Here is a 23,903-nt window from a genome sequence, read left to right on the forward strand (position 1 = left end):
ACCCAAGCGTTTCGATGAGTTTCAACAGGAGATTCGACCATGCGCATGTTTCTCGCTGTCCTCTTGCTGGCCTTGAGCGGGCTCAGCCAGGCCGCCATCAAGACCCAGGAAATTCCTTACCAATCTGCCGACGGCACGAAAATGATCGGCTATTACGCCTACGACGATGCGATCAAGGGCCCGCGCCCTGGTGTGGTGGTGGTGCATGAGTTCTGGGGGCTGAACGACTACGCCAAACGCCGTGCCCGGGACCTGGCCGGTCTGGGCTACAGCGCCCTGGCCATTGATATGTATGGCGACGGCAAGAACACCGAACATCCCAAGGATGCCATGGCGTTCATGCAGGCCGTGTTGAAGGACAGCGCCGTCGCGAGTGCGCGGTTCCAGGCCGGGCTCGACTTGCTGAGAAAACAACCGCAAACCGACCCGAACAAAATCGCCGCCATCGGCTACTGCTTCGGCGGCGGCGTGGTGCTTAATGCGGCGCGCCAGGGCGTTCCATTGAAGGGTGTCGTGAGTTTTCACGGTGCGCTGGCGACTGACTCACCCGCCACGCCGGGTAGCGTGAAAGCTAAAATCCTTGTCGAGCATGGGGCGATGGACAGCATGGTCACGCCGGATAACGTGACGGCATTCAAATCTGAAATGGACAAGGCCGGTGCCGACTACAAGTTCGTCAGTCTCGATGGCGCCAAGCACGGTTTCAGCAATCCTGATGCCGATCGTTTGAGCCATGGTGATCATGGCGGGCCGGACATTGGTTACAACAAAGCGGCGGATGAATCGTCGTGGGCGGACATGAAGGCGTTTTTCAAAAAAATCTTTGCCTGATCAGATAGACCGCATCCGGGCCTTCGCGGGCAAACCTCGCGCCTACAGGGACAACGTAACCCCGAAGAAGCGGCTTGCCCGCGAAGAACGAATACGCGGTTTAACTTGAAGACTACCCAGCCCGAAGGCAACCCGGCAAAATGCCCGACATGAATTCTGTACCCGCCCTTCCCGCCTGTTGCACCCCACTCGATGCCCATTGGCCGCTACCTTCGGTGCTGCCCGATACGGTGCTGTTGAGTACCCATTTCAATCCCTCGCAACTGACCAATGATGATTTTCATCGCAGCGCCATCGAGGCACCCGCGACCATCCAGCGCTCGGTCGCCAAGCGCCAGGCGGAGTTTCTCGCCGGGCGGGTCTGCGCCCGGGCCGCGTTGCAGCAACTGGAAGGTCTGAACTTCAGCCCGGCCATCGGCGAAGACCGCGCGCCGGTTTGGCCGGCGCATATCACCGGGTCGATCACCCACAGCACTGGCCGGGCCGCCGCAATCGTCGCGAAAAAAAGCCATTGGCGCGGCTTGGGCATGGACCTGGAAAACCTGCTCAATGCCGAACGTGCCGAACGCCTGGCCGGGGAAATCCTCACCCCGCCAGAGCTACAGCGCATGGCCGCTGGCCGTCGCGATCAACTGGCGTTGCTGGTGACCCTGACGTTTTCGGTAAAAGAAAGCTTGTTTAAAGCGCTGTACCCCATCGTTCAGCAGCGTTTCTATTTTGAACATGCCGAAGTTTTGGAGTGGACCGAAGCAGGTGAGGTGCGCCTGCGATTGCTGACGGACCTGTCCAGTGAGTGGTGTAACGGCACCGAGCTGGATGCACAGTTTGGCGTCAAGGATGGGCAGCTGTTGAGTCTTGTCAGTATCAAGGCCTGAGGATTCTTGGCGGCTCGGATGGCCTCTTCGCGGGCAAGCCTCGCTCCTACAGGTAATGTGTCTGACCTGAAGGAGCGAGGCTTGCCCGCGAAGGCGATGGGCCAGACAACAAAAATCTCAGCGCTTCTCCTGATTCCTCGGCCAACTCAAACTGAAGCAGGCCCCGCCCAGACTTTTGCTCTTGCCAATCAATGCGCGCCCGTCATGCCAATGAATGATCCGCCGCACGATCGACAGCCCCAAACCATGCCCGCCCGAAGCGCGAGTGCGGCTGTCGTCCAAACGCAGGAACGGGGTGAAGATTTTCTCCCAGGCCAACTCCGGCACGCCCGGCCCGTCATCCTCGACATCCACCCGACAGCGCTGCTGGCCCACCTGATAACTGATGGTCACCCGTGATTGCGCGTGGCGCATGGCGTTACTCACCAGGTTCTGCAACGCCCGGTGCAGGTAGCGCGGCTCGGCCTCCACCCAGGCGTCGTCGCAATCAGCCGCCGACAGGCACAAGCCACGTTGCACCGTGACGTCGGCGCGCAATGGCGCCAGCTCTTCGATCACCTGATTGACCAGTGCATCCAGATCAATGCGCTGGAAATTCAGCGCCGGCGAGCCCTGTTCCAGTCGCGCGTAGGTCAGCATCTCGTCCACTAGACGGTCGAGGTCCTCGATGTCGTGGTCCATGCCTTCGCAGTATTTTTCCAGGGCTTGCGGCGTAGTGGCCGAGCCGATCATCTCCAGGCCGAAGCGCAGCCGAGCTACCGGCGTTCGCAGTTCATGGGACACGGCGCGCACCAGTTCTCGCTGGATCGCCAGCAGTTGCTGCAAGTGCTCGGCCATGCCGTTGAATGCCGATGCCAGACGCCCCACCGAATCCGCACCGCGTGCCGGCACGCGGGTTTCCAGGCTGCCCTTGGCGATGCGCGTGGCCGCGGCTTCCAATCCGCGAAGACGGCGTTCAAGTTGACGCACCAACAGATAGACGATCAAACCGATCAGGGTCAGGCCTAACGCGGCAATCAGCACCAGCCACTCCGGCGGATACGGATTCATCTGATACAACGGGCCGATTTCCAGCACCCACGGCGTGCCGACCATGCCCGCGAACACGCGGATCGAATCGCCGCCCTTGCCCAGCGCCATCACCGTGTCGCCCTCCGATACGCGGCGGCTCTGGTCTTCGTCCATATCGGCCTCTTCGACCGTGACCAGCCGCAAGTCGAACCCGAACCCCTTGTCCTGCTTTAATTGCGCCAGGCGCTTGGGTTGCTCGGCCACTGGCGAGCGCACTAATTCATCGGCCAATAAATAAATGGTCGCCCGCGCCAGTTGCTCGCTGATCTGCTGGACTTCGCCGGTGAGTACTAGCTGTTCCTTATCGCTGACCAACCGGTAAACCTTGGCCGCATGCGGACCGGTCTGCTCCACCAGTGCCTGGCCGTGCAGCACACGGGTGCGCTGGGTGAGGTCGAGGTCGGTCTCGTTAAAGGTTTTCAGCGCCAGCGGAATCCCCAGCAGCCGTTCCCAAACCAACAAGGCACGGTGCCGTTCGGTCTGGTTCATCGGTTCCAGGTTGTCGGCCATCAACGAAAACGTACCGTGGGCCAGCCGCTCGCGGTACTGCTCGCTGCGCACCTGATTGAGCATGTGCAGCGCCAGAACGCCGAGCACCGCTACCAGAACCAGCGCGGCACACATGCCGCCATAAATGCGCAGGAAGATCGAGTTCACAGGGACGAGTCTACGCAGGCCTCGGGAACGAACAGGTAGCCTTTGCTGCGCACGGTCTTGATCAGCCGCGGATGGTCCGGGTCATCGCCGATTTTCGGGCGGATGCGCGAGATGCGCACATCGATGGAGCGGTCCTGGCCGTCATAACCGATGCCGCGTAGCGCGGTGAAGATTTCTTCCCTGGACAGAATGCGCCCGGCGTTGGCCACCAATAGCCAGAGCAGGTCGAACTCGGCGCTGGTCAGTTCGATGCCATTGCCCTGCAGCCAGGCTTCGCGCAATGCGTTGTCCACCACTAGCGGGCCGAATTGCAGGCGCCGTTGTTTTTCCGGCGCGGCTTCTGGTGTTTCACTGCGCCGCAACAACGCCTGGATGCGCGCCAGCAGCAAGCGCGGGCGCACCGGTTTACAGACGTAGTCATCGGCACCCAGGTCGAGGCCGAGGATCTGGTCGGTGTCATCGGTACGGGCGGTGAGCATCAGGATCGGGCCGTCATAACGGTTACGGACCTTGCGGCAAATACTCAGGCCGTCTTCACCGGGGAGCATCAGGTCGAGAATCACCAGGTCCGGCTGCTCCTTGATGATGCGGTTGGCAGCCAGGGCGCCATTGCCCTCGATCGACACACGCAGGCCATTGGCTTCCAGGTAATCGCGAGTCAGCTCAGCCAGACGCTGGTCGTCCTCGACAATCAATACCTGCCAGGCTTCTTGCTCCACGGGTGACCTCTACTTGCCAAGAACTCTAATAAGGAAGGATCCACCCGTCTTTTTGTAATGATTGGGGAGGATAAATTGCATACACACTGGCCGATTGTATAAACGTCGGCCGCGCAGAACACAAGCCGGTAAATGCGTTCGGACAAGACTGTTTTTTGTGATAGGGTTCGCGCCCTTAAAAATCCGCCCGGACCGATTTCGACAGGTGAAAATCTGTGACAAACGGTCTACTCCAGTAGGGTCGCGGCCTACACGCTCTTTCCACCTTTCACACACAATTTACGCACAGGTTTATCCACAGGTAGTACGTTGCAATCGCCCCCCAAAACGCATTATCTTGTACCCCAGCGCCAAAAAAACCCTACATGTAGGGTTTAGCGCAAAAAACCAAACACAAACCGGACACCAATTTCAAGCGCTTTTCTTGCCACTGTCCGGTTGAACCAAACGTATTTTCGAAAGCCCAAACCGCGCGTGCGGATGGCTACTGTATTTCGGCCCATAAGGGTGAAAACGGTACGGGTGTTGCAGTCCCCAACTGTCACCTGAATGGACCCCGGTCTTGTGCCTACGGCGCACGACCAAAGACTTCGGCATGGAAGCGGCGCCCAAATAGCACCCCTTCCTACTGTCCCGAAGTTGTTATGCCCGGCATTCGCCGGTTGTAGTGCTTCAGGACGGAACGGTGGGCACCGTGATGGTGCCCAAACAAACATAGAGAACGTGGAGACACCCATGCAAACCGACACAACTCGCGAGAACCCGCAGGGCACCTTGCCGCAGGCCGCTGATTCGAATTCGGATCTGTCCGCCACCGCGCCAGGCCAGCTTCGCGTGATCAAGCGTAACGGCACTGTCGTTCCTTACACCGATGACAAAATCACCGTCGCCATCACCAAAGCGTTTCTCGCAGTTGAAGGCGGCACCGCTGCCGCTTCGTCGCGAATCCACGACACCGTTGCCCGCCTGACCGAACAAGTCACCGCGACCTTCAAGCGTCGCATGCCTTCGGGCGGCACCATCCACATTGAAGAAATCCAGGACCAGGTCGAACTGGCCCTGATGCGCGCCGGCGAGCAAAAAGTAGCTCGCGACTACGTGATCTACCGTGACGGTCGTTCGAAAGAACGCGCTGCCCACGCTCCGGTCGAGGAAGCGGTCAACGCTCACCCGTCGATCCGCATCACCCGCGCCGATGGCACCTTTGCTCCTCTGGACATGGGCCGCCTGAACACCATCGTCACCGAAGCGTGCGAAGGCCTGGAAGAAGTCGACGGCGACCTGATCCAGCGCGAAACCCTGAAAAACCTGTACGACGGCGTGGCCCTGACCGACGTCAACACCGCGTTGGTGATGACCGCCCGTACACTGGTTGAGCGTGAGCCAAACTACTCGTTCGTAACCGCTCGCCTGCTGATGGACACCCTGCGTGCCGAAGGCCTGGGCTTCCTCGGCGTCGCCGAGAGCGCGACCCACCACGAGATGGTCGACCTGTACGCCAAGGCCCTGCCTGCCTACATCGCCAAGGGTATCGAGTTCGAATTGCTGAACCCGGTTCTGGCGAGCTTCGACCTGGAAAAACTGGGCAAGGCGATCAACCACGAGCGCGACCAGCAGTTCACTTACCTGGGTCTGCAAACCCTGTACGACCGTTACTTCATCCACAAGGATGGCGTGCGTTTCGAACTGCCGCAGATCTTCTTCATGCGCGTGGCCATGGGCCTGGCGATCGAAGAGAAGAATAAAGAAGACCGTGCGATCGAGTTCTACAACCTGTTGTCGTCTTTCGACTACATGTCCTCGACGCCGACCCTGTTCAACGCCGGCACCCTGCGTCCACAGCTGTCCAGTTGCTACCTGACCACCGTGCCGGATGACCTGTCGGGCATCTACCACGCGATCCACGATAACGCCATGTTGTCGAAATTCGCGGGCGGCCTGGGTAACGACTGGACGCCGGTTCGTGCGCTGGGCTCGTACATCAAGGGCACCAACGGCAAATCCCAGGGCGTTGTACCGTTCCTGAAAGTCGTGAACGACACCGCCGTCGCCGTTAACCAGGGTGGCAAGCGCAAAGGCGCTGTGTGTGCCTACCTGGAAACCTGGCACATGGACATCGAAGAGTTCATCGAGCTGCGCAAGAACACCGGTGATGATCGTCGTCGTACCCACGACATGAACACTGCCAACTGGATCCCCGACCTGTTCATGAAGCGCGTCTTCGATGACGGCCCGTGGACCCTGTTCTCGCCATCCGAAGTACCGGACCTGCACGACCTGACCGGTAAAGCCTTCGAAGAGCGTTACGAGTACTACGAAGCGCTGTCCCAGTACCCGGGCAAGATCAAGCTGTTCAAGACCATCCAGGCCAAAGACCTGTGGCGCAAAATGCTGTCCATGCTGTTTGAAACCGGCCACCCATGGCTGACCTTCAAAGACCCGTGCAACCTGCGCAGCCCGCAGCAGCACGTCGGCGTGGTCCACAGCTCGAACCTGTGCACCGAGATCACCTTGAACACCAACAAGGACGAGATCGCCGTTTGCAACCTGGGCTCGATCAACCTGCCGAACCACATCGTCAACGGCAAGCTCGACACCGCCAAGCTGGAACGCACCGTGAACACCGCCGTGCGCATGCTCGATAACGTGATCGACATCAACTACTACTCGGTGCCCCAAGCGAAGAACTCCAACTTCAAGCACCGTCCGGTTGGTCTGGGCATCATGGGCTTCCAGGACGCTTTGTACCTGCAGCACATTCCTTACGGTTCCGACGCTGCCGTCGAGTTCGCCGACAAGTCGATGGAAGCGGTCAGCTATTACGCGATCCAGGCTTCCTGCGACCTGGCAGACGAGCGCGGCGCCTACGAGACGTTCCAGGGTTCGCTGTGGTCCAAAGGCATCCTGCCGCTGGATTCCCAACAGATCCTGATCGAGCAACGTGGCCAGAAGTACATCGACGTTGATCTGAATGAATCCCTGGACTGGGCACCGGTTCGCGCCCGTGTACAGAAAGGCATTCGTAACTCCAACATCATGGCCATCGCACCGACCGCGACCATCGCCAACATCACTGGCGTATCGCAGTCGATCGAACCGACCTACCAGAACCTCTATGTGAAATCGAACCTGTCAGGCGAATTCACCGTGATCAACCCGTACCTGGTTCGCGACCTCAAGGCTCGCGGTCTGTGGGATTCGGTCATGATCAACGACCTGAAGTACTACGACGGTTCCGTTCAGCAGATCGAGCGCATCCCGCAAGAACTCAAAGAGCTCTACGCGACCGCGTTCGAAGTAGACACCAAGTGGATCGTCGACGCGGCAAGCCGTCGTCAGAAGTGGATCGACCAGGCTCAGTCGCTGAACCTGTACATTGCTGGCGCTTCGGGCAAGAAGCTGGACGTGACCTACCGCATGGCTTGGTACCGTGGCCTGAAAACCACTTACTACCTCCGTGCCTTGGCTGCGACCAGCACCGAGAAGTCGACCATCAACACCGGCAAGCTGAACGCTGTTTCCAGCGGCGGCAACCACGGTGACGACTCGGTCCTGGCCGCTCCAGCCGGTCCTGCTCCAGTACCGAAGGCTTGCGCCATCGACGAGCCGGATTGCGAAGCTTGCCAATAAGCTGAGCCAGTAACACGAAACCCCCGACAGGCCTCTGGCTTGTCGGGGGTTTTCTTTTGTGCCCTGCTCAAATGAAAAGATCGCAGCCTCGTTTCACTCGACAGCTCCTACAGGAATCGCATTTCAATGCAGGAGCTGTCGCGTGAAACGAGGCTGTGATCTTTTGACCTTTAACAGCTGTAAAAAAGCCCCTCTTCCGAGGGGCTTTTTGTGCAACCCGTTCAGCCAACCAACATCAGGTCATCTGAATGATGGTCTGCATGATGGTGCTCTGGGTGGAGATGGTCTTGGCGTTCGCCTGGTAGTTGCTCTGCGCCTTGATCAGGTCGACCAGTTCGTTGGTCAGGTTGACGTTGGACTCTTCCAGGGAGTTGGAAACGATCGAACCCAGAGTGCCGGTTTCCGGCGCATCGTAACCCGGGATGCCCGATGCGTAGGTTTCCTTCCAGCTGGTGCCGCCGACTGGCTGCAGACCTTGTTCGTTGGTGAAGCTGGCCAACGAAATCTGACCGATAGGCTTGGTCTGGTTGTTGCTGAAGTTGGCCAGCAACACGCCGCTGCCGTCGATGGTCAGGTTGGTGATCTGGCCAGTGGCGTAGCCGTTCTGCGCAGGAATCGAGCGTGCGGTGTCGGCATTGAACTGGGTAGTGTTGGCCATGGAAATGGTCAGACCGGCCGGATCGGGAGCTGCGCCGTTGGCGGCCCACACACCATTGGTCACTTTACCCGGGACCCAGGTCGTGATTTTCAGGTCGCTGCTGATAACCGGGCCAGGAAGCGTGCTGACCGAAACCAGTTTGCCACTGGTATCGAAGTTCATGGTCGATGGGACCGGAGCCGTCACAGCGGGGTCGCTACCATTCGGGTTACGACCATCGATCAGGGTGTAAGTGTCCCAAGTGTTCGGCCCAGTCTTGACCATGTACTGGTCCATGCTGTGCTGGTTGCCCTGGGTGTCGAACACCGGGGTGGTGAACTGCTTGGTGTAAGTGGCAGTCTTGGTCGGATCGAATTTGTTGGCCGCAACAGTCTGGTCGATCACGTCAGCCGTGGAGTTCAGGTTGATCGTCGACGAAACGCTGTTGGTAGCCTTCGGCGCCAGGTTGGACGTGTCGATGCGCAGGTCGGTCAGCACGCCATTGATGATCTTGCCATTGGCATCCACACCATAACCTTGCAGACGCGCAGTGCCGTCGCTGTTGGTGACGTAGCCGTCCTTGTCAGTCTTGAACGTACCGGCACGGGTGTAGGTCAGCGAGCCGTTGTTGCTCAGGACAAAGAAACCGGAACCCTGGATACCCATGTCGAGCACGTTGCCGGTGTTGTTCACGTCACCCTGGCCAAACTGCTGGGAAACGTTGGCCAGACGCACGCCGTTGCCGACGGTCTTGCTGCCAGTACCCAGCTTGGTTGCCGAGTACACATCTTCGAATTCCGCACGGGACGATTTGAAACCGGTGGTCGCGACGTTGGCGATGTTGTTGCCGGTCACGTCCAGTTGCTTGTTGGCTGCATAGAGACCGCTAAGGCCGATATTGAAAGACATATTCCACTCCTTTGTGCCGTGCTAGTCGGCTCTATATACCAATGGTTTGCACTTTGGACAGGGCGATGCTGCCCAGCCCGGCCAGATTGAGCATCAACTCACCGCCGGTCTGGCTGATGGTCACGCTGTTGACGGTCGCTGGCAGGTTGGTGATCAGCGATACGGCTTGACCATCGATGGTGGTCGAAGCAGCGAAGGTGTACGTGCCTGCGGCCGCCACCTCCCCCGCATCGTTCTTGCCATCCCAGGTAAAGCTGGCATTGCCTGCCTTCTGAGAGCCCATGTCGATGGTGCGTACGACCTTGCCGTCCGCGTCGGTGATTTTCAGTGTGGCATCGGATACCGACGACGGCATCACAACGGTACCGTTCAGAGGCTTCGAGGTGTCGACCACCGCCTTGTCACCAGGTGCAATAACGGTACGCCCTACCAGCGCCGAGGCCTGCAATGCCTGGGACGAGTTGTAGTTGCTGGCCAGTCCGCTCACGGTGTCGTTGAGGGTGGTGATCCCTTCCAGACTACTGAACTGTGCCAACTGGGCCACGAACGCGCCGTTGTCCTGAGGCTCTAGCGGGTTCTGGTTTTTCAGTTGTGTCACCAGCAACTGCAGGAACGCGTCCTTGCCCAAGGCTTTATTACCCGTGGCGCTGCTGGCTGCCGCCCCAAGACCGTCTTGCGAGGTGTTGGTCTTGATCGAAGAATTGGCCAGGATGTCGTTGAGACTCAAACCGCCTGTGGAATCGCTAACACTCATCTGAGTCGCCCCTTATCACTGACCGAGGGTCAGGACTTTCTGCATCATGGTTTTGGCGGTGTTCATCATTTCGGCGTTGGTCTGGAACGAACGGCTCGCGGAAATCATGTCGGCCATTTCTTCCACCACGTTGACGTTCGGGTAGTAGACGTAGCCCTTGGCATCTGCAGCCGGATGGTTCGGCTCGTAGCGCGCCTCGAGGTTGCTCTGATCTTCGACCACGCCCATGACCTGCACGCCTTGACCGGCAGCGTCCTGGTTCTGGAACAGCGAATCACTGCCGCCGCTCTGGCCGCCCTGGAACATGGTGGCGAATACCGGGTGACGCGCACGATAGGTCTGGTCGATGCTCGACGAGACGGTCTCGGCGTTGGCGATGTTCGAGGCCACGGTGTTCAGGCGCGTGGTCTGCGCACTCATGCCGCTACCGGCAATGTTGAAAACACTGGATAGAGACATGACTTACTCTCCGCGCAGGGCTGAAATCAGCCCTTTGAATTTGCTGTTGAGCAGGGTGAAGCTCGCCTGGAAGCCGACCGCGTTTTCCGCGTAGTTCGACTGTTCCAATTGGGCGTCCACGGTGTTCTGGTCGATCGACGGTTGCATTGGCGTGCGATACATCAGCGACTCATCACCATTGCCCAGACCTTCAGCTTCGATATGACGGCTGTTGGTCATGTTCAAGGCGAACGTACCGTTATTGGCCTTGTTGCTCTGCGCCTCGAGTACTTTCGAGAACTCCAGATCCCGCGCCTTGTAGTTCGGGGTGTCGGCGTTGGCAATGTTGTTGGCCAGGACTTCGGCGCGCTGGGCGCGGAAGCCCAGAGCCTTTTCGTGAATACCGAGCGCTTTATCGAAGCTGATGCTCATGTCGGGAAACCTTCGAGTGACCTGATTTTTCGTACGATGAACATAGCAAGCGGCATGCCAATTCAAGAACCCCCGTAAACCGGGCCTTTGCGGGCAGTGGCAAAGCGGCAATGACAGAAAAGCGGCAACGGGTTTCCGCCGTCTGCCGCTTTTCTGCCGCTTTCGTGAATTGCCCGCATCCCCTGTAGATACCGTCTTGACTCTCACCGGGCAAGTGCAAGTTTTGGGTCAAATGGTTGTCCCGATTTGAGCACCCCGTAAACGAAATGCAGCAGCTTACGCATTGCAGCACAGATGATCTGCTTGGGGGCCTTGCCGTTGGCCTTCAGGCGATCTTTCATGGCAATGATCGCTTCGTTATGCCGCAGCGCTACCAGGCCTGGCATGTAGAGGCCAGCACGCAAGCGCGCTGAACCGATTTTAGAGATCAAGGTGCGGCCCTTGAACGTGCCGGAGTCCTGGAGTTCTGGGTTTAATCCGGCGGCGGCAACCAGTTTGCGAGGGTTGTCGTACTTGCGCAGGTCACCCAGCTCGGCCAACAGTCGCTCAAGCGTTTTCTCGCCAATGCCATCGATGGTCACGACCAAGTCGCGCATTTGGCGCATGTCCGGGTCGTCATCGATGTGTTTTTTGATCGCCTTGTGGGTTTCAGCGATTTCTTTTTCGATGTGACGCAGCACCGAATGGATCGAGTCTTTGACGCTTTCGTCGGACACGTCCAGTCGATTGAGCTCCATTTGCTGCATTTCCTGAAGGTCGTCGAGGCGTCGAACCATCGCCTTCAGTTGACGAAACTTCAGTGGTTCCGGGGCCCACAGCTGAAGCTTTTCATTTTTTTCTCGGGCGAAGTCAGCAATCAGCTTGGCGTCGCTTTTATCGGTTTTGATCCGGCGTAACTCGCTGCCGGCATACGCATGCGTGGTGGCCGGATTCACCACACAGACCCGATAACCCTTTTTGTAGATAAACTCGGCAAGCTCCAGGTGATAGACGCTGGTGGCTTCCATCACGATCAGGGCCGAAGGCTCGGCTTGCTTGAGCAGCCAGGCTTCAAACTCCTTGAAACCCTTGGTGTCGTTAGCCAGTTTGGCCTTGGTTTTGTGCTTGCCGTTTGGCAAGTGCGTAGCAATATCAAAGGTGTGTTTAGCGATATCGACACCGACGAAACTGGACATATTCCTCTCCCAATCAGATCAATTGCGATCATCACTGCACTCTGTCCAACCTTGCAAATGCGGGCTCTCGCCAAGGACGGGCCCAAGATACCGTTCGAACTATACGAGTGAGTGTGGAGGGTAGGAGCACGATCTACATTGCAGGCAAAAAGCCTAAGGAGCTGCGCGGCTTCCAGGTCCCTCCCTCGATGATCAGTCGAGAACTATCGCTCCTGACGGAGCGATAGTCGAGATACAAGGAGCTGCCGAAGGCTGCGATCTTTTGATCTGCGCTTGAAATGCCTTATCAATCTGACTGATCAGTTCCCATCAGGCAGATCTGTAGGCTGCTAACCGATTGCGCGCTAAGCTGCGAATTCCTATTCGTGCGGCGGAGCCGAGCATGTCCGAGTTGATCCTGCATCATTACCCGACGTCCCCTTTTGCCGAAAAGGCGCGATTACTGCTGGGCTTCAAGGGGCTGTCCTGGCGCTCGGTGAAAATCTCGCCGGTGATGCCCAAACCCGACCTGACCGCGCTGACCGGTGGCTACCGCAAGACCCCGGTATTGCAGATCGGTGCAGATATCTATTGCGACACCGCGTTGATCGCCCGCCGGCTGGAACAGGAAAAAGCCCTGCCGGCGTTTTTCCCGGAAGGCCAGGAAATGATTGCCGCGTCCTTCGCTGCCTGGGCCGATTCGGTGGTGTTCCAGCATGCCGTCAGCCTGGTATTCCAGCCGGAGTCGGTCGCGGTGCGTTTTGGTCACTTGCCGCCGGAAGCAATCAAGGCGTTTATCGCGGATCGCGCCAAATTGTTCAGCGGCGGCAGCGCCACACGTTTATCAGCCGAGCAGGCCAAGCATCAATGGCCGACCATCATGGTGCGTCTTGAGCAACAGCTGCAGCGCGAGGCGGGCGACTACCTGTTCGGCGAGCCGTCGGTTGCCGACTTTGCTTTGGCTCACCCGCTGTGGTTCCTCAAGGCGACACCGGTGACGTCACCGCTTGTGGATAACTATCCGGCCGTTTCGGCCTGGCTGGCGCGAGTTCTGGGGTTCGGTCATGGGGCGCCGAGCGAAATGACCTCGGAAGAAGCGCTGGAGATTGCACGCAATGCCACACCCGCGGCATTGCCGGATGAAGCCTTTGACGATCCGAATGGGTTCAAGGCGGGTCAGCAGGTGCAGATCGCGGCAACTGACTACGGCGTTGACCCGGTGGCGGGTGAGTTGTTGTTTGCTGGCCGCGAGGAATTGATTCTGCGCCGCGAAGACGAACGCGGTGTCGTGGTGCATGTGCACTTTCCGCGTTTCGGCTTCCGTATCGAGGCGTGCTGATCTACAAAAACGAAAAGATCGCAGCCTTCGACAGCTCCTGCATGAGATCGGTGCAGGAGCTGCCGAAGGCTGAGATCTTTTGATCTTTAAATCATTTCAACGCCGCCATAATCGCATCCGGGTCATACCCGCGAATCAGCGTGCCGTTCACATCAATGATCGGAATCCCGCCACCACCGAGCGCTTCATAGTCCTTGCGCGCCACGGCATCCTTCTCGATATCGAAGTCCTTGTACGGGATGCCCCTTTGATCGAGAAAACGCCGGGTCAGTTTGCAGTAGCCGCACCATTGCGTGCTGTAGAGCACGACGTTGGCTTTGAGCTGAATCTGCTCGGACACCACTTGGGTCGGATCCATTAGCCGCTCGATCTTGCCCCAGTTCTGGTAAACCACCACCACGACCAGGATCAGCAGGAATTTCTTCAATACGCTGCCGAGCATCAGTTGCGTCGCTTGAGCTGGTCGGTGAGCGAGGTGGGCAGGCCTTTGATAATCAGCGTGCCGGCGTCTTCGTCGTACTCGATCTTCGAGCCCAACAGGTGCGCTTCGAAGCTGATGGACAGGCCTTCGGCGCGTCCGGTGAAACGGCGGAACTGGTTCAGGGTGCGTTTATCGGCCGGGATCTCCGGCGACAAGCCGTAATCCTTGTTGCGGATGTGATCGTAGAAGGCTTTCGGGCGTTCTTCGTCGATCAGTTCCGACAGCTCTTCCAGGCCCATCGGCTCGCCCAGTTTGGCCTGGCTGCTGGCGTAATCCACCAGGGTCTTGGTCTTCTCGCGGGCTGACTCTTCCGGCAGGTCTTCACTCTCGACGAAGTCACTGAAGGCCTTGAGCAGGGTGCGGGTTTCACCCGGGCCGTCGACGCCTTCCTGGCAGCCAATGAAGTCGCGGAAATACTCCGAAACCTTTTTGCCGTTCTTGCCTTTGATGAACGAAATGTATTGCTTGGACTGCTTGTTGTTCTGCCACTCGGAGACGTTGATTCGCGCCGCGAGGTGCAACTGGCCCAGGTCCAGGTGACGGGACGGGGTCACGTCCAGTTGATCGGTCACAGCGACGCCTTCGCTGTGGTGCAGCAGGGCGATGGCCAGGTAATCAGTCATGCCTTGCTGATAATGGGCGAACAGTACATGGCCACCGACCGAGAGATTGGATTCCTCCATCAGCTTTTGCAGGTGTTCCACCGCCACGCGGCTGAACGCCGTAAAGTCCTTGCCGCCCTCGAGGTACTCCTTCAGCCAGCCGCTGAACGGAAAGGCCCCGGATTCCGGATGGAACAGACCCCAGGCTTTGCCTTGTTTGGCGTTATAGCTTTCGTTGAGGTCGGCGAGCATGTTCTCGATAGCTGCGGACTCTGCCAGTTCAGAGTCACGAGCGTGGAGAACTGCAGGTGTGCCGTCGGGTTTTTTGTCGATCAGGTGGACGATGCAATGACGGATCGGCATGGGCTTCTCGGCTGATTGAAGAGAGGAGGGCGTGCTCCCCGAAAAAGCGCTCAGTGTACCGCAATCTCCACGTGAGGCACTGTAACCACAACCCTGCAGGAGCTGCCGAAGGCTGCGATCTTTTGAGTTTGATTTTTGGGAAACAAGATCAAAAGATCGCAGCCTTCGGCAGCTCCTACATGGGGGGTGTAGGGCAATTCGAGGGCGACCAGCGGCGCTTATGCGTTTTTTTCCCGGTTTAGAGCAATAAAGCTGACCAAATGGGTAGCTAGAGGCGGATATTTCCCCGCCTCTGTGCTAGTTTTGCCCGGTCTTACGCGAAGTCACTGCGTTAAGCGTGCATTCAGCATTTGTCAGGTCGAACCAAACCCTGATTTCGGTATCTATAACCCCGATCCAGTGGTTATTTAGGCCGAGGGTGCCAGATCCAGAAGATCGGGCTCGATGGCTGACACTGCACTCTGCAATCCATATGAATTTGATAGGGAAGGAACACTACATGGCTCTTACTAAAGACCAACTGATCGCCGACATCGCTGAAGCTATCGACGCGCCAAAAACCACCGCGCGTAACGCTCTGGACCAACTGGGCCAAATCGTTGCTGATCAGCTGGAAAACGGCGGCGAAATCACTCTGCCAGGTATCGGCAAACTGAAAGTGACTGAGCGTCCTGCCCGTACCGGCCGCAACCCTTCGACTGGCGCTGCCATCGAAATCGCTGCCAAGAAAGTGATTAAGCTGGTTGTGGCCAAAGGCCTGACCGACGCTGTTAACAAGTAAGACTTGTTAAAAAAAACCGTGCAACGGAGCGATCCGGGCACGGTTTTTTTGTGTCTGTGATTTGCTACAAATACCGCTAAACCAATGCAGGAGCGAGCCTGCTCGCGATGGCGGCGTGTCAGTTAACGATGATGTCGACTGATGCACCGCCATCGCGAGCAGGCTCACTCCCACAGTGACTCAGCTTTTGCGCGCCCAGCGCTCGCGCCAAACCTGCTGTTCGGATTTAGTCTGATAAGTCCAGGCAACGAAGCGGCTCTGCTTTTGCCCCTGAGACATTTCCACAACCTGGCTTTCCAGAACGCCGGCCTTTTTCAGCGCCGTCTGAATTGCGGGCAGGTTCGAGGCCTTGGAGACCAGCGTACTGAACCACAGCACTTTGTGCTGAAAGTGCGCGCTCTCGGCGATCAGTTGCGTCACAAAGCGCGATTCGCCACCTTCACACCACAACTCGGCGGATTGGCCGCCGAAGTTCAGCACCGGCAGTTTGCGTTTCGGGTCGGCGCGGCCCAGCGCACGCCATTTGCGCTCGCTACCGCGTGTCGCTTCTTCCATCGACGCGTGGAACGGCGGGTTGCACATGGTCAGGTCAAAGCGTTCGCCCGGCTCAAGCAGGCCCAGCAGGATGTGCTTGGGATTGGTTTGCTGGCGCAACTGAATGGCTTTGTTGAGCCCGTTGGACTGCACAATGGCTTTGGCCGAGGCCACGGCCGTCGGGTCGATTTCCGAGCCGAGGAAGTGCCAGCGATAGTCGCTGTAGCCGATCAGCGGATAGACACAGTTGGCGCCCATGCCGATATCGAGCACCTTCACAGGCGCGCCCCGAGGGATCTCCCCGTCGTTGACACTGGCCAGCAGGTCGGCGAGAAAGTGCACGTAGTCCGCGCGCCCCGGCACCGGAGGGCAAAGGTAGTCGGCGGGGATATCCCAGTGATTGATCCCATAGAACGACTTGAGCAATGCCCGGTTGAACACCCGCACGGCATCGGGGCTGGCGAAGTCGATGCTCTCTTTGCCGTAAGGATTGATGATCACGAACTTCGCCAGCTCCGGCGTGCTCTTGATCAGCGCCGGGAAGTCGTAGCGACCCTGATGGCGATTGCGCGGGTGCAGGCTGGCCTTCTCGCGTGGTTCCACGGCTTTGGCCGGGGTCGCGGGTTTTGGCTTTTGGCGCGGGGCTTTGGGTTTGCTAGGGGCGGTCATGGGAAGTCGATTCAAGGTTTGGCTCAAAGTGGCGGGCATTGTCCCACATCCAGCTGCTGTGAGCTCAATTGCAAAGATCACAACTGTCCCCTGTAGGAGCTGTCGAGTGAAACGAGGCTGCGATCTTTTGATCTTGTTTTTAATGAAGCAAGATCAAAAGATCGCAGCCTGCGGCAGCTCCTACATGGAGAATGTAGAGCGGCATAAAAAAGGGAGGCCGCTTTGGCCTCCCTTTTTCATTGCGATTTGCCGTTACAGGCTGGCAATCCGTGCGTGTTGCTCGGCCAGTTTGCCCAGAGCCTGTTCGGCTTCGGCCAGTTTGGCGCGTTCTTTCTCGATGACTTCAGCCGGAGCCTTGTCAACGAAGCCGGCGTTGGACAGCTTGCCGCCGACCCGCTGCACTTCGCCTTGCAGGCGCTGGATTTCCTTGTCCAGACGCGCCAGCTCGGCACCTTTGTCGATCAGGCCGGCCATCGGCACCAGCACTTCCATCTCGCCGACCAGTGCGGTCGCGGACAGCGGTGCTTCTTCGCCTGCGGTCAGTACGGTGATCGATTCGAGGCGCGCCAGTTTCTTCAGCAGCGCCTCGTTTTCGGTGAGGCGGCGCTGATCTTCGGCACTGACGTTTTTCAGGAACAGCGGCAGCGGTTTACCCGGCCCGATGTTCATCTCGCCACGGATGTTGCGCGTGCCGAGCATCAGTTCCTTGAGCCATTCGATGTCGTCTTCGGCGGCCTGATCGATGCGGGTTTCATTAGCCACTGGCCAAGGTTGCAGCATGATTGTCTTGCCTTCGATTCCGGCCAGCGGCGCGATGCGCTGCCAGATTTCTTCGGTGATGAACGGCATGAACGGGTGAGCCAGGCGCAGGGCCACTTCCAGCACGCGAACCAGCGTGCGACGGGTGCCGCGCTGGCGCTCGACCGGCGCGTTTTCGTCCCACAGCACAGGCTTGGACAGTTCCAGGTACCAGTCGCAATACTGGTTCCAGATGAATTCGTACAAGGCTTGCGCGGCCAGGTCGAAACGGAACTGGTCGAGTTGACGGGTCACTTCGGCTTCGGTGCGTTGCAGCTGTGAAATGATCCAGCGGTCAGCCAGCGACAACTCGTAGGCTTCGCCGTTCTGGCCGCAGTCTTCGCCCTTGTCCAGCACGTAGCGCGCGGCGTTCCAGATCTTGTTGCAGAAGTTGCGATAGCCTTCAACGCGGCCCATGTCGAACTTGATGTCGCGACCGGTGGACGCCAGCGAGCAGAAGGTGAAGCGCAGGGCGTCGGTGCCATAGCTGGCGATGCCCTCGGCGAACTCGTCGCGGGTCTGCTTCTCGATCTTCTTCGCCAGTTTCGGCTGCATCATGCCGGAGGTGCGTTTCTGCACAAGCTCTTCCAGTTCGATACCGTCGATGATGTCCAGCGGGTCCAGGACGTTGCCCTTGGATTTGGACATCTTCTGGCCTTGGCCATCACGCACCAGGCCGTGCACGTAAACGGTCTTGAATGGAACCTGCGGCGTGCCGTCTTCGTTTTTCACCAAATGCATGGTGAGCATGATCATCCGGGCAACCCAGAAGAAGATGATGTCGAAGCCGGTCACCAGAACATCGGTGGAGTGGAATTTCTTCAGGAACTCGGTCTGTTCCGGCCAGCCGAGCGTGGAGAACGTCCACAGGCCCGAACTGAACCAGGTGTCGAGTACATCGTTGTCCTGTTGCAGCGCAACATCCGGGCCGAGGTTGTGCTTGGCGCGCACTTCGGCTTCGTCGCGACCGACATAGACTTTGCCCGACTCGTCGTACCAGGCCGGAATACGGTGGCCCCACCACAGCTGACGGCTGATGCACCAATCCTGGATGTCACGCATCCACGAGAAGTACATGTTTTCGTACTGCTTCGGCACGAACTGAATGCGGCCGTCTTCAACGGCAGCAATCGCAGGCTCAGCCAAAGGCTTGGTGGAGACGTACCACTGGTCGGTCAGCCACGGCTCGATGATCGTGCCGGAGCGGTCGCCTTTCGGTACTTTCAGTGCGTGATCGTTAACGCTGACCAGCAGTCCTGCCGCATCGAATGCAGCAACGATCTGCTTGCGCGCTTCGAAACGGTCGAGGCCGGCGTATTCGGCCGGGATCTTGCCGTCGATGCTCTCGTTCAACGTGCCATCAAGGTTGAATGCCTGGGCGGCAGGCAGGACGTTGGCGTTCTTGTCGAAGATGTTCAGCAGCGGCAGGTTGTGGCGCTTGCCGACTTCGTAGTCGTTGAAATCGTGGGCCGGGGTGATTTTCACGCAGCCGGTGCCGAATTCAGGGTCGCAGTAATCGTCGGCGATGATCGGGATGCGGCGGCCAACCAGCGGCAGCTCGACAAACTTGCCGATCAGGGCTTTGTAGCGTTCGTCGTTCGGGTTAACCGCAACGGCGGAGTCGCCGAGCATGGTTTCCGGACGCGTAGTCGCGACGATCAGGAAGTCGTTGCCTTCAGCGGTCTTGACGCCGTCGGCCAGCGGATACTTCAGGTTCCACAGGAAGCCTTTCTCGTCGTGGTTTTCCACTTCGAGGTCGGAAATCGCCGTGTGCAGCTTGGTGTCCCAGTTGACCAGGCGCTTGCCGCGATAGATCAGGCCGTCTTCGTGCAGGCGTACGAAGGCTTCTTTAACGGCTTCCGAGAGACCGTCGTCCATGGTGAAGCGCTCGCGGCTCCAGTCTACGGACGAGCCGAGGCGGCGGATCTGGCGGCTGATGTTGCCGCCGGACTGATCCTTCCACTCCCAGACTTTCTCGAGGAATTTGTCGCGGCCCAGATCGTGGCGATTCTGGCCCTGGGCTTCGAGTTGACGTTCCACCAGCATTTGCGTGGCGATACCGGCGTGGTCGGTGCCCGGCTGCCACAGGGTGTTGCGACCCTGCATGCGGCGGAAACGGATCAAGGCGTCCATGATCGCGTTGTTGAAGCCATGACCCATGTGCAGGCTGCCGGTGACGTTCGGCGGCGGGATCATGATGGTGTAGGACTCGCCCGCGCCTTGCGGGGCGAAGTAATTCTCGGACTCCCAGGTGTTGTACCAGGAAGTTTCAATGGCGTGCGGCTGGTAGGTCTTATCCATGCGCGGCGGGACCCTATTGGCATTTATTCAGGAAAAGCCGGCAAGTATAGCGGGGATGTTCCGATGCGCGTAGAGCGAGGTGACAATGGGGCGGGGAAAAATGTGCTTTGGCAATCAGGAGGTCATGTAGGAGTTGCCGCAGGCCGCGATCTTTTGATCTCGCTTCCTTAAAAACAAGATCAAAAGATCGCAGCCTGCGGCAGCTCCTACCTGTCGTCTATTTGTCAGGCGACCCGATTCAGATCGTTATGGCGTGTTTCCTTCAGGCACAGCACCGCAATCAAACTCAGCACCGCCGCCCCGGACACATACCCGCCGACATAACTCAAACCGCCCATCGCCACCAGTTTCTGCGCGAAAAACGGTGCCGCCGATGCCCCGACAATCCCGCCCAGGTTGTAGGCGGCGGAAGCGCCGGTATAGCGCACATGGGTCGGAAACAGTTCTGGCAGCAGCGCGCCCATCGGGGCGAATGTCACGCCCATGAGGAACAATTCGATACACAGGAACAGCGCCACGCCCCAGGTCGAGCCTTGGGTCAGTAATGGCTCCATCAAGAATCCGGACAGAATCGCCAATACGCCACCGATGATCAGTATCGGTTTGCGCCCGTAACGGTCACTGGCCCAGGCCGAAAGCGGGGTCGCGGCGGCCATGAACAGTACGGCGAAGCACAGCAGGCCGAGGAAGGTTTCGCGGCTGTAGCCAAGTGTCGCCACGCCGTAACTCAGCGAGAATACGGTCGAAATGTAGAACAGTGCATAACACACCACCATCGATCCGGCGCCCAGCAGAACGGGTACCCAGTATTGGCTGAACAACTCGACCAGCGGGATTTTCACTCGTTCCTGACGCGCTATGGCATTAGCGAATACGGGTGTTTCGTGAAGCTTGAGGCGAACGTACAGGCCGACCATTACCAGCGCGGCGCTGAGCAGGAACGGAATCCGCCAGCCCCAGGAGCGGAACTGTTCGTCGGTCAGGGTCATGGCCAAGGTCAGGAACAGGCCGTTGGCCGCGAGAAAGCCGATGGAGGGGCCAAGCTGCGGGAACATGCCGAACCAGGCACGTTTGCCCTTGGGCGCATTTTCCGTGGCAAGCAACGCTGCGCCACCCCATTCACCGCCCAATCCCAGACCCTGGCCGAAGCGCAGCACGCAGAGCAGGATGGGTGCCCAGGCGCCAATGCTGTCGTAACCGGGTAGCACGCCGATCAGCGTGGTGCACACGCCCATCAACAACAGTGAGGCAACCAGGGTCGATTTGCGCCCGATGCGGTCGCCGAAGTGACCGAACAGCGCCGATCCCAGCGGTCGCGCGAGGAACGCGATGCCAAAGGTGAGAAATGCCGAAAGCATCTGCGCCGTGCCGGAAGTCTGCGGAAAGAACACCGGACCGATCACCAGCGCGGCAGCGGTGGCATAGACGTAAAAGTCGTAGAACTCGATGGCAGTGCCGATGAAGCTCGCGGTGGCCACGCGGGTGGCGGAGTTCGTCGGTTGCGCGGGTGCGGAATCGTTGTAAGCCGTGCTGGTCGTCATGCGGTTATCCCTGACAGTCATGTGCCCCAGTGGAGCGAATTATTATGGTCGAACACCCAGGGATGTGGGTTTGGAGCAGGGTGCGGGTAGCACTGGATGTGGCGGGGCTTGGGTAAGCTGTTGGATTATAGGAAGGCGGCTAACGATTCAACAAGAGCAAAAGATCGCAGCCTTCGGCAGCTCTTACAGGCGTAACGCATTCCAGATGTAGGCGCTGTCGAAGGCTTCGATCTTTTGACTTTCTAACGGACAGACACAGTCGACGGCGCCGGGCTGATATGCCAGATCAGCACCCGCGTAACGCGATTGTCTTCCGTCTCCAGAATCTCCAGCCGATAGCGCCCGATCTTCAGGCAAACCGCACTCTCAGGAATGGTCTCCAACGCTTCGGTTACCAAACCATTCAAGGTCTTCGGGCCGTCGCTTGGCAAATGCCAGCCAAGGCTCTTGTTCAATTCGCGGATGGACGCTGCACCATCGATTACCAAGCGGCCATCGGCCTGAGGATGGATGTGCGGGTTGTTCAGGGTTTGCTGGCTTTCGAACTCGCCGACGATTTCTTCGAGAATGTCTTCCAGGGTCACGATGCCAAGCACTTCGCCATATTCGTCGACCACCATGCCCAGGCGTCGTTGCTGTTTGTGGAAGTTCAGCAATTGCAGTTGCAGCGGGGTGCTTTCCGGTACGAAGTACGGTTCGCGACTGGCCGCCAGCAACGCTTCTCGTGTCAGGCTCCCGTCAGCCAGCAAGTGGCCGATTTGGCGGGTGTTGAGTACGGCTTCGACCTGGTTGATATCGCTATGGAACACTGGCAGGCGCGTGCGCTTGTTGTGGCGCAGTTGCTCGATGATTTCTTCGATCGGATCGTCCAGATTGATGCCGTCGACTTCACTGCGCGGTACGAGAATGTCATTGACCGTAATGTTGTCCAGGGCATGAATGCCCGGCAGCGAATGCGGGCGGCAGACGGCGGGTTCGCGATCGTCGTGCCGGTCATTGGGTGTCTCGTCTTCGCTCTGTTGCACCACTTTGGCTTTGCGTGCGAGGGGGCGCATCAGCAATTGGCTGGTGGCGTTGAGCAACCAGGCTGCCGGGTAAATGATTTTCAGGGGAATGCGAAGCAGATTGTTGCCGAAGGCCAGGATCGCATCCGGATGACGGACGGCAAGGGCGCGCGGCAGGAAGTCGGCAAACACCAGCACAAGGGCGCCGGCGCCCAGGCAGGCCAGCCAAGGACCGTTTTCGGCCCAGATAAATATCCCCAGCAAGGTACAGATGATCACCAGCAGCGTACGGCACAGGGTATTGCAGAAGATCAGGCTGTTAAGCGGAAAGCTCAGCCTGGCCAGCGGCTGGTCGCTTGAACGCGAGGCAGTGCGCAGGGCCAGCACATGCTGGTGCGCGGCTTCGATAGCGGTAAACAGCCCTGACCATAAAATCAGCAGAGCCACTACTGCAAGCATCGGCCCTATGGGCAAGTCGTCCATTAATACCGCCCGTCAGATGTGCAGGATGTATTCACGAACCAGCTTACTGCCGAAATACGCCAGCATCAGCAGGCAGAAACCGGCAAGGGTCCAGCGAATGGCCTTGTGCCCGCGCCAGCCGAGGCGGTTACGGCCCCAGAGCAGCACGCTGAAGACGATCCAGGCCAGGCAGGCCAGCAACGTTTTGTGCACCAGATGCTGGGCGAACAGGTTTTCGACGAACAGCCAGCCCGAGATCAGCGACAGCGACAGCAAGGTCCAGCCAGCCCAGAGGAAACCGAACAGCAAGCTTTCCATGGTTTGCAGTGGCGGGAAGTTCTTGATCAGGCCAGACGGGTGTTTGTGCTTGAGTTGATGATCCTGAACCAGCAGCAGCAAGGCCTGGAACACGGCGATAGTGAACATGCCATAGGCAAGGATCGACAATAGGATGTGGGCGAGAATGCCCGGCTCTTCGTCGATGACTTGCACCGTGCCGGCAGGGGCGAACTGTGCGAGCAGAGCGGTCGCGGCCCCGAGCGGGAACAGCAGCACCAGCAGGTTTTCCACCGGGATGCGCGAGCAGGCCAGCAGCGTCAAGGCGATGACGGCAGCGGCAATCAGGCTGGCGGCACTGAAAAAGTCCAGGCCCAGGCCGATCGGCGTCAGCAAGTGAGTGAGCAGGCTGGCGCTGTGGGCCAGCACGGCAAGCACGCCGAGCGTCACCAGCAGGCGTTTGTTCGCCTTGGCACCATTGGCCAGGCGAGTGCCCTGATAGAGAGTCGCAGCGGCATATAAGCAGGCGGCGGCGAGAGTGGTAAGCAAGCTGGGTGACAAGGGGAGCATAAATCCTGTTAGGCAAGCCCGAAAGCCGCTGAGTTTGGCATAGAACCCACGCAGCACGAAAGTGCGAGGTGTCCG

19 protein-coding genes are annotated in these 23,903 nt (G+C 58.7%); 5 read left to right on the top strand and 14 right to left on the bottom strand.

Annotation, left to right across the window (positions count from 1 at the left end; genetic code table 11):
* The first annotated feature begins 39 nt into the window (after positions 1–39).
* Positions 40–831: a dienelactone hydrolase family protein gene (locus tag KUF73_RS19400; protein WP_218439669.1), complete on the top strand. Its 792-nt coding sequence runs from the start codon at positions 40–42 to the stop codon at positions 829–831.
* Positions 832–980: 149 nt separating this feature from the next.
* Positions 981–1,706 carry a 4'-phosphopantetheinyl transferase gene (locus tag KUF73_RS19405; protein WP_218439670.1) on the top strand — a complete coding sequence of 242 codons (726 nt, stop codon included), beginning with the start codon at positions 981–983 and terminating at the stop codon, positions 1,704–1,706.
* A gap of 117 nt (positions 1,707–1,823) precedes the next feature.
* Here KUF73_RS19405 and KUF73_RS19410 read toward each other — a convergent pair whose 3' ends face one another.
* The gene (locus tag KUF73_RS19410; protein WP_218439671.1) at positions 1,824–3,434 is read right to left on the bottom strand and encodes an ATP-binding protein; all 1,611 of its coding nucleotides are present in this window, start codon (positions 3,432–3,434) and stop codon (positions 1,824–1,826) included.
* Entirely contained in the window at positions 3,431–4,153 is a 723-nt protein-coding gene (locus tag KUF73_RS19415; protein ID WP_218439672.1) for a response regulator, read from the bottom strand. Before KUF73_RS19415 ends, KUF73_RS19410 begins: the two co-directional genes overlap by 4 nt.
* A gap of 735 nt (positions 4,154–4,888) precedes the next feature.
* On the opposite strand from KUF73_RS19415, the gene KUF73_RS19420 reads away from it, so the two are divergent.
* On the top strand, positions 4,889–7,783 hold the full coding sequence (locus KUF73_RS19420) for a ribonucleoside-diphosphate reductase subunit alpha (RefSeq protein ID WP_218439673.1): 2,895 nt from the start codon (positions 4,889–4,891) through the stop codon (positions 7,781–7,783).
* A gap of 235 nt (positions 7,784–8,018) precedes the next feature.
* Here the strand turns inward: KUF73_RS19420 and flgE are convergent, their stop codons facing one another.
* The 5 genes from flgE to KUF73_RS19445 all read right to left on the bottom strand — a co-directional run bounded on the left by flgE (position 8,019) and on the right by KUF73_RS19445 (position 12,128).
* Complete coding sequence (gene flgE, locus KUF73_RS19425; RefSeq protein WP_218439674.1) at positions 8,019–9,329, bottom strand: flagellar hook protein FlgE; 1,311 nt, start codon at positions 9,327–9,329, stop codon at positions 8,019–8,021.
* 31 nt (positions 9,330–9,360) lie between these two features.
* On the bottom strand, positions 9,361–10,083 hold the full coding sequence (flgD, locus tag KUF73_RS19430) for a flagellar hook assembly protein FlgD (protein WP_218439675.1): 723 nt from the start codon (positions 10,081–10,083) through the stop codon (positions 9,361–9,363).
* Positions 10,084–10,098: 15 nt separating this feature from the next.
* Positions 10,099–10,542, bottom strand: coding sequence for a flagellar basal body rod protein FlgC (flgC, locus tag KUF73_RS19435; protein ID WP_034146132.1), 444 nt, complete (start codon positions 10,540–10,542; stop codon positions 10,099–10,101).
* A 3-nt stretch (positions 10,543–10,545) separates the two neighbouring features.
* On the bottom strand, positions 10,546–10,953 hold the full coding sequence (gene flgB / locus KUF73_RS19440) for a flagellar basal body rod protein FlgB (RefSeq protein WP_218439676.1): 408 nt from the start codon (positions 10,951–10,953) through the stop codon (positions 10,546–10,548).
* 203 nt (positions 10,954–11,156) lie between these two features.
* Positions 11,157–12,128 (bottom strand): IS110 family transposase, encoded by a 972-nt coding sequence (locus tag KUF73_RS19445; protein WP_218439677.1) that lies wholly within the window; start codon positions 12,126–12,128, stop codon positions 11,157–11,159.
* A 382-nt stretch (positions 12,129–12,510) separates the two neighbouring features.
* Between KUF73_RS19445 and KUF73_RS19450 the strand changes: the two genes are divergently transcribed.
* A complete protein-coding gene (locus KUF73_RS19450) occupies positions 12,511–13,446 on the top strand; it encodes a glutathione S-transferase family protein (RefSeq protein ID WP_218439678.1) in 936 nt (311 codons plus the stop codon).
* Between the two features lie 91 nt (positions 13,447–13,537).
* Here the strand turns inward: KUF73_RS19450 and KUF73_RS19455 are convergent, their stop codons facing one another.
* Positions 13,538–13,888, bottom strand: a complete 351-nt coding sequence (locus KUF73_RS19455; RefSeq protein WP_218439679.1) for a glutaredoxin family protein — start codon at positions 13,886–13,888, stop codon at positions 13,538–13,540.
* On the bottom strand, positions 13,888–14,892 hold the full coding sequence (gene yejK / locus KUF73_RS19460) for a nucleoid-associated protein YejK (protein WP_218439680.1): 1,005 nt from the start codon (positions 14,890–14,892) through the stop codon (positions 13,888–13,890). The genes KUF73_RS19455 and yejK overlap by 1 nt, the downstream gene beginning before the upstream one ends.
* A 499-nt stretch (positions 14,893–15,391) precedes the next feature.
* On the opposite strand from yejK, the gene KUF73_RS19465 reads away from it, so the two are divergent.
* A complete protein-coding gene (locus KUF73_RS19465) occupies positions 15,392–15,673 on the top strand; it encodes an HU family DNA-binding protein (protein WP_007905514.1) in 282 nt (93 codons plus the stop codon).
* A 180-nt stretch (positions 15,674–15,853) separates the two neighbouring features.
* Here KUF73_RS19465 and rlmF read toward each other — a convergent pair whose 3' ends face one another.
* The 5 genes from rlmF to KUF73_RS19490 all read right to left on the bottom strand — a co-directional run bounded on the left by rlmF (position 15,854) and on the right by KUF73_RS19490 (position 23,828).
* Positions 15,854–16,876, bottom strand: a complete 1,023-nt coding sequence (gene rlmF, locus KUF73_RS19470; RefSeq protein WP_218439681.1) for a 23S rRNA (adenine(1618)-N(6))-methyltransferase RlmF — start codon at positions 16,874–16,876, stop codon at positions 15,854–15,856.
* Positions 16,877–17,128: 252 nt separating this feature from the next.
* A complete protein-coding gene (locus tag KUF73_RS19475) occupies positions 17,129–19,975 on the bottom strand; it encodes a valine--tRNA ligase (protein WP_218439682.1) in 2,847 nt (948 codons plus the stop codon).
* Positions 19,976–20,199: 224 nt separating this feature from the next.
* Positions 20,200–21,516 (bottom strand): MFS transporter, encoded by a 1,317-nt coding sequence (locus tag KUF73_RS19480; RefSeq protein WP_218439683.1) that lies wholly within the window; start codon positions 21,514–21,516, stop codon positions 20,200–20,202.
* A gap of 242 nt (positions 21,517–21,758) precedes the next feature.
* Positions 21,759–23,003, bottom strand: a complete 1,245-nt coding sequence (locus tag KUF73_RS19485; protein ID WP_218439684.1) for a transporter associated domain-containing protein — start codon at positions 23,001–23,003, stop codon at positions 21,759–21,761.
* A gap of 12 nt (positions 23,004–23,015) precedes the next feature.
* A complete protein-coding gene (locus tag KUF73_RS19490; RefSeq protein ID WP_218439685.1) occupies positions 23,016–23,828 on the bottom strand; it encodes an inner membrane protein YpjD in 813 nt (270 codons plus the stop codon).
* Positions 23,829–23,903 lie beyond the last annotated feature (75 nt).

The organism is Pseudomonas sp. PD9R, from assembly GCF_019200975.1.
Classification (GTDB): domain Bacteria; phylum Pseudomonadota; class Gammaproteobacteria; order Pseudomonadales; family Pseudomonadaceae; genus Aquipseudomonas.

Bases quoted from the DNA above. Each gene is read 5' to 3' on its own strand.
- flgB (WP_218439676.1), bottom strand. From the start codon at position 10,953: ATGAGCATCAGCTTCGATAAAGCGCTCGGTATTCACGAAAAGGCTCTG.
- flgC (WP_034146132.1), bottom strand. From the start codon at position 10,542: ATGTCTCTATCCAGTGTTTTCAACATTGCCGGTAGCGGCATGAGTGCG.
- KUF73_RS19485 (WP_218439684.1), bottom strand. From the start codon at position 23,003: ATGGACGACTTGCCCATAGGGCCGATGCTTGCAGTAGTGGCTCTGCTG.
- KUF73_RS19445 (WP_218439677.1), bottom strand. From the start codon at position 12,128: ATGTCCAGTTTCGTCGGTGTCGATATCGCTAAACACACCTTTGATATT.
- flgD (WP_218439675.1), bottom strand. From the start codon at position 10,083: ATGAGTGTTAGCGATTCCACAGGCGGTTTGAGTCTCAACGACATCCTG.
- KUF73_RS19480 (WP_218439683.1), bottom strand. From the start codon at position 21,516: ATGACGACCAGCACGGCTTACAACGATTCCGCACCCGCGCAACCGACG.
- flgE (WP_218439674.1), bottom strand. From the start codon at position 9,329: ATGTCTTTCAATATCGGCCTTAGCGGTCTCTATGCAGCCAACAAGCAA.
- KUF73_RS19475 (WP_218439682.1), bottom strand. From the start codon at position 19,975: ATGGATAAGACCTACCAGCCGCACGCCATTGAAACTTCCTGGTACAAC.
- KUF73_RS19420 (WP_218439673.1), top strand. From the start codon at position 4,889: ATGCAAACCGACACAACTCGCGAGAACCCGCAGGGCACCTTGCCGCAG.
- KUF73_RS19490 (WP_218439685.1), bottom strand. From the start codon at position 23,828: ATGCTCCCCTTGTCACCCAGCTTGCTTACCACTCTCGCCGCCGCCTGC.
- KUF73_RS19405 (WP_218439670.1), top strand. From the start codon at position 981: ATGAATTCTGTACCCGCCCTTCCCGCCTGTTGCACCCCACTCGATGCC.
- KUF73_RS19465 (WP_007905514.1), top strand. From the start codon at position 15,392: ATGGCTCTTACTAAAGACCAACTGATCGCCGACATCGCTGAAGCTATC.
- yejK (WP_218439680.1), bottom strand. From the start codon at position 14,892: ATGCCGATCCGTCATTGCATCGTCCACCTGATCGACAAAAAACCCGAC.
- KUF73_RS19450 (WP_218439678.1), top strand. From the start codon at position 12,511: ATGTCCGAGTTGATCCTGCATCATTACCCGACGTCCCCTTTTGCCGAA.
- rlmF (WP_218439681.1), bottom strand. From the start codon at position 16,876: ATGACCGCCCCTAGCAAACCCAAAGCCCCGCGCCAAAAGCCAAAACCC.
- KUF73_RS19400 (WP_218439669.1), top strand. From the start codon at position 40: ATGCGCATGTTTCTCGCTGTCCTCTTGCTGGCCTTGAGCGGGCTCAGC.
- KUF73_RS19455 (WP_218439679.1), bottom strand. From the start codon at position 13,888: ATGCTCGGCAGCGTATTGAAGAAATTCCTGCTGATCCTGGTCGTGGTG.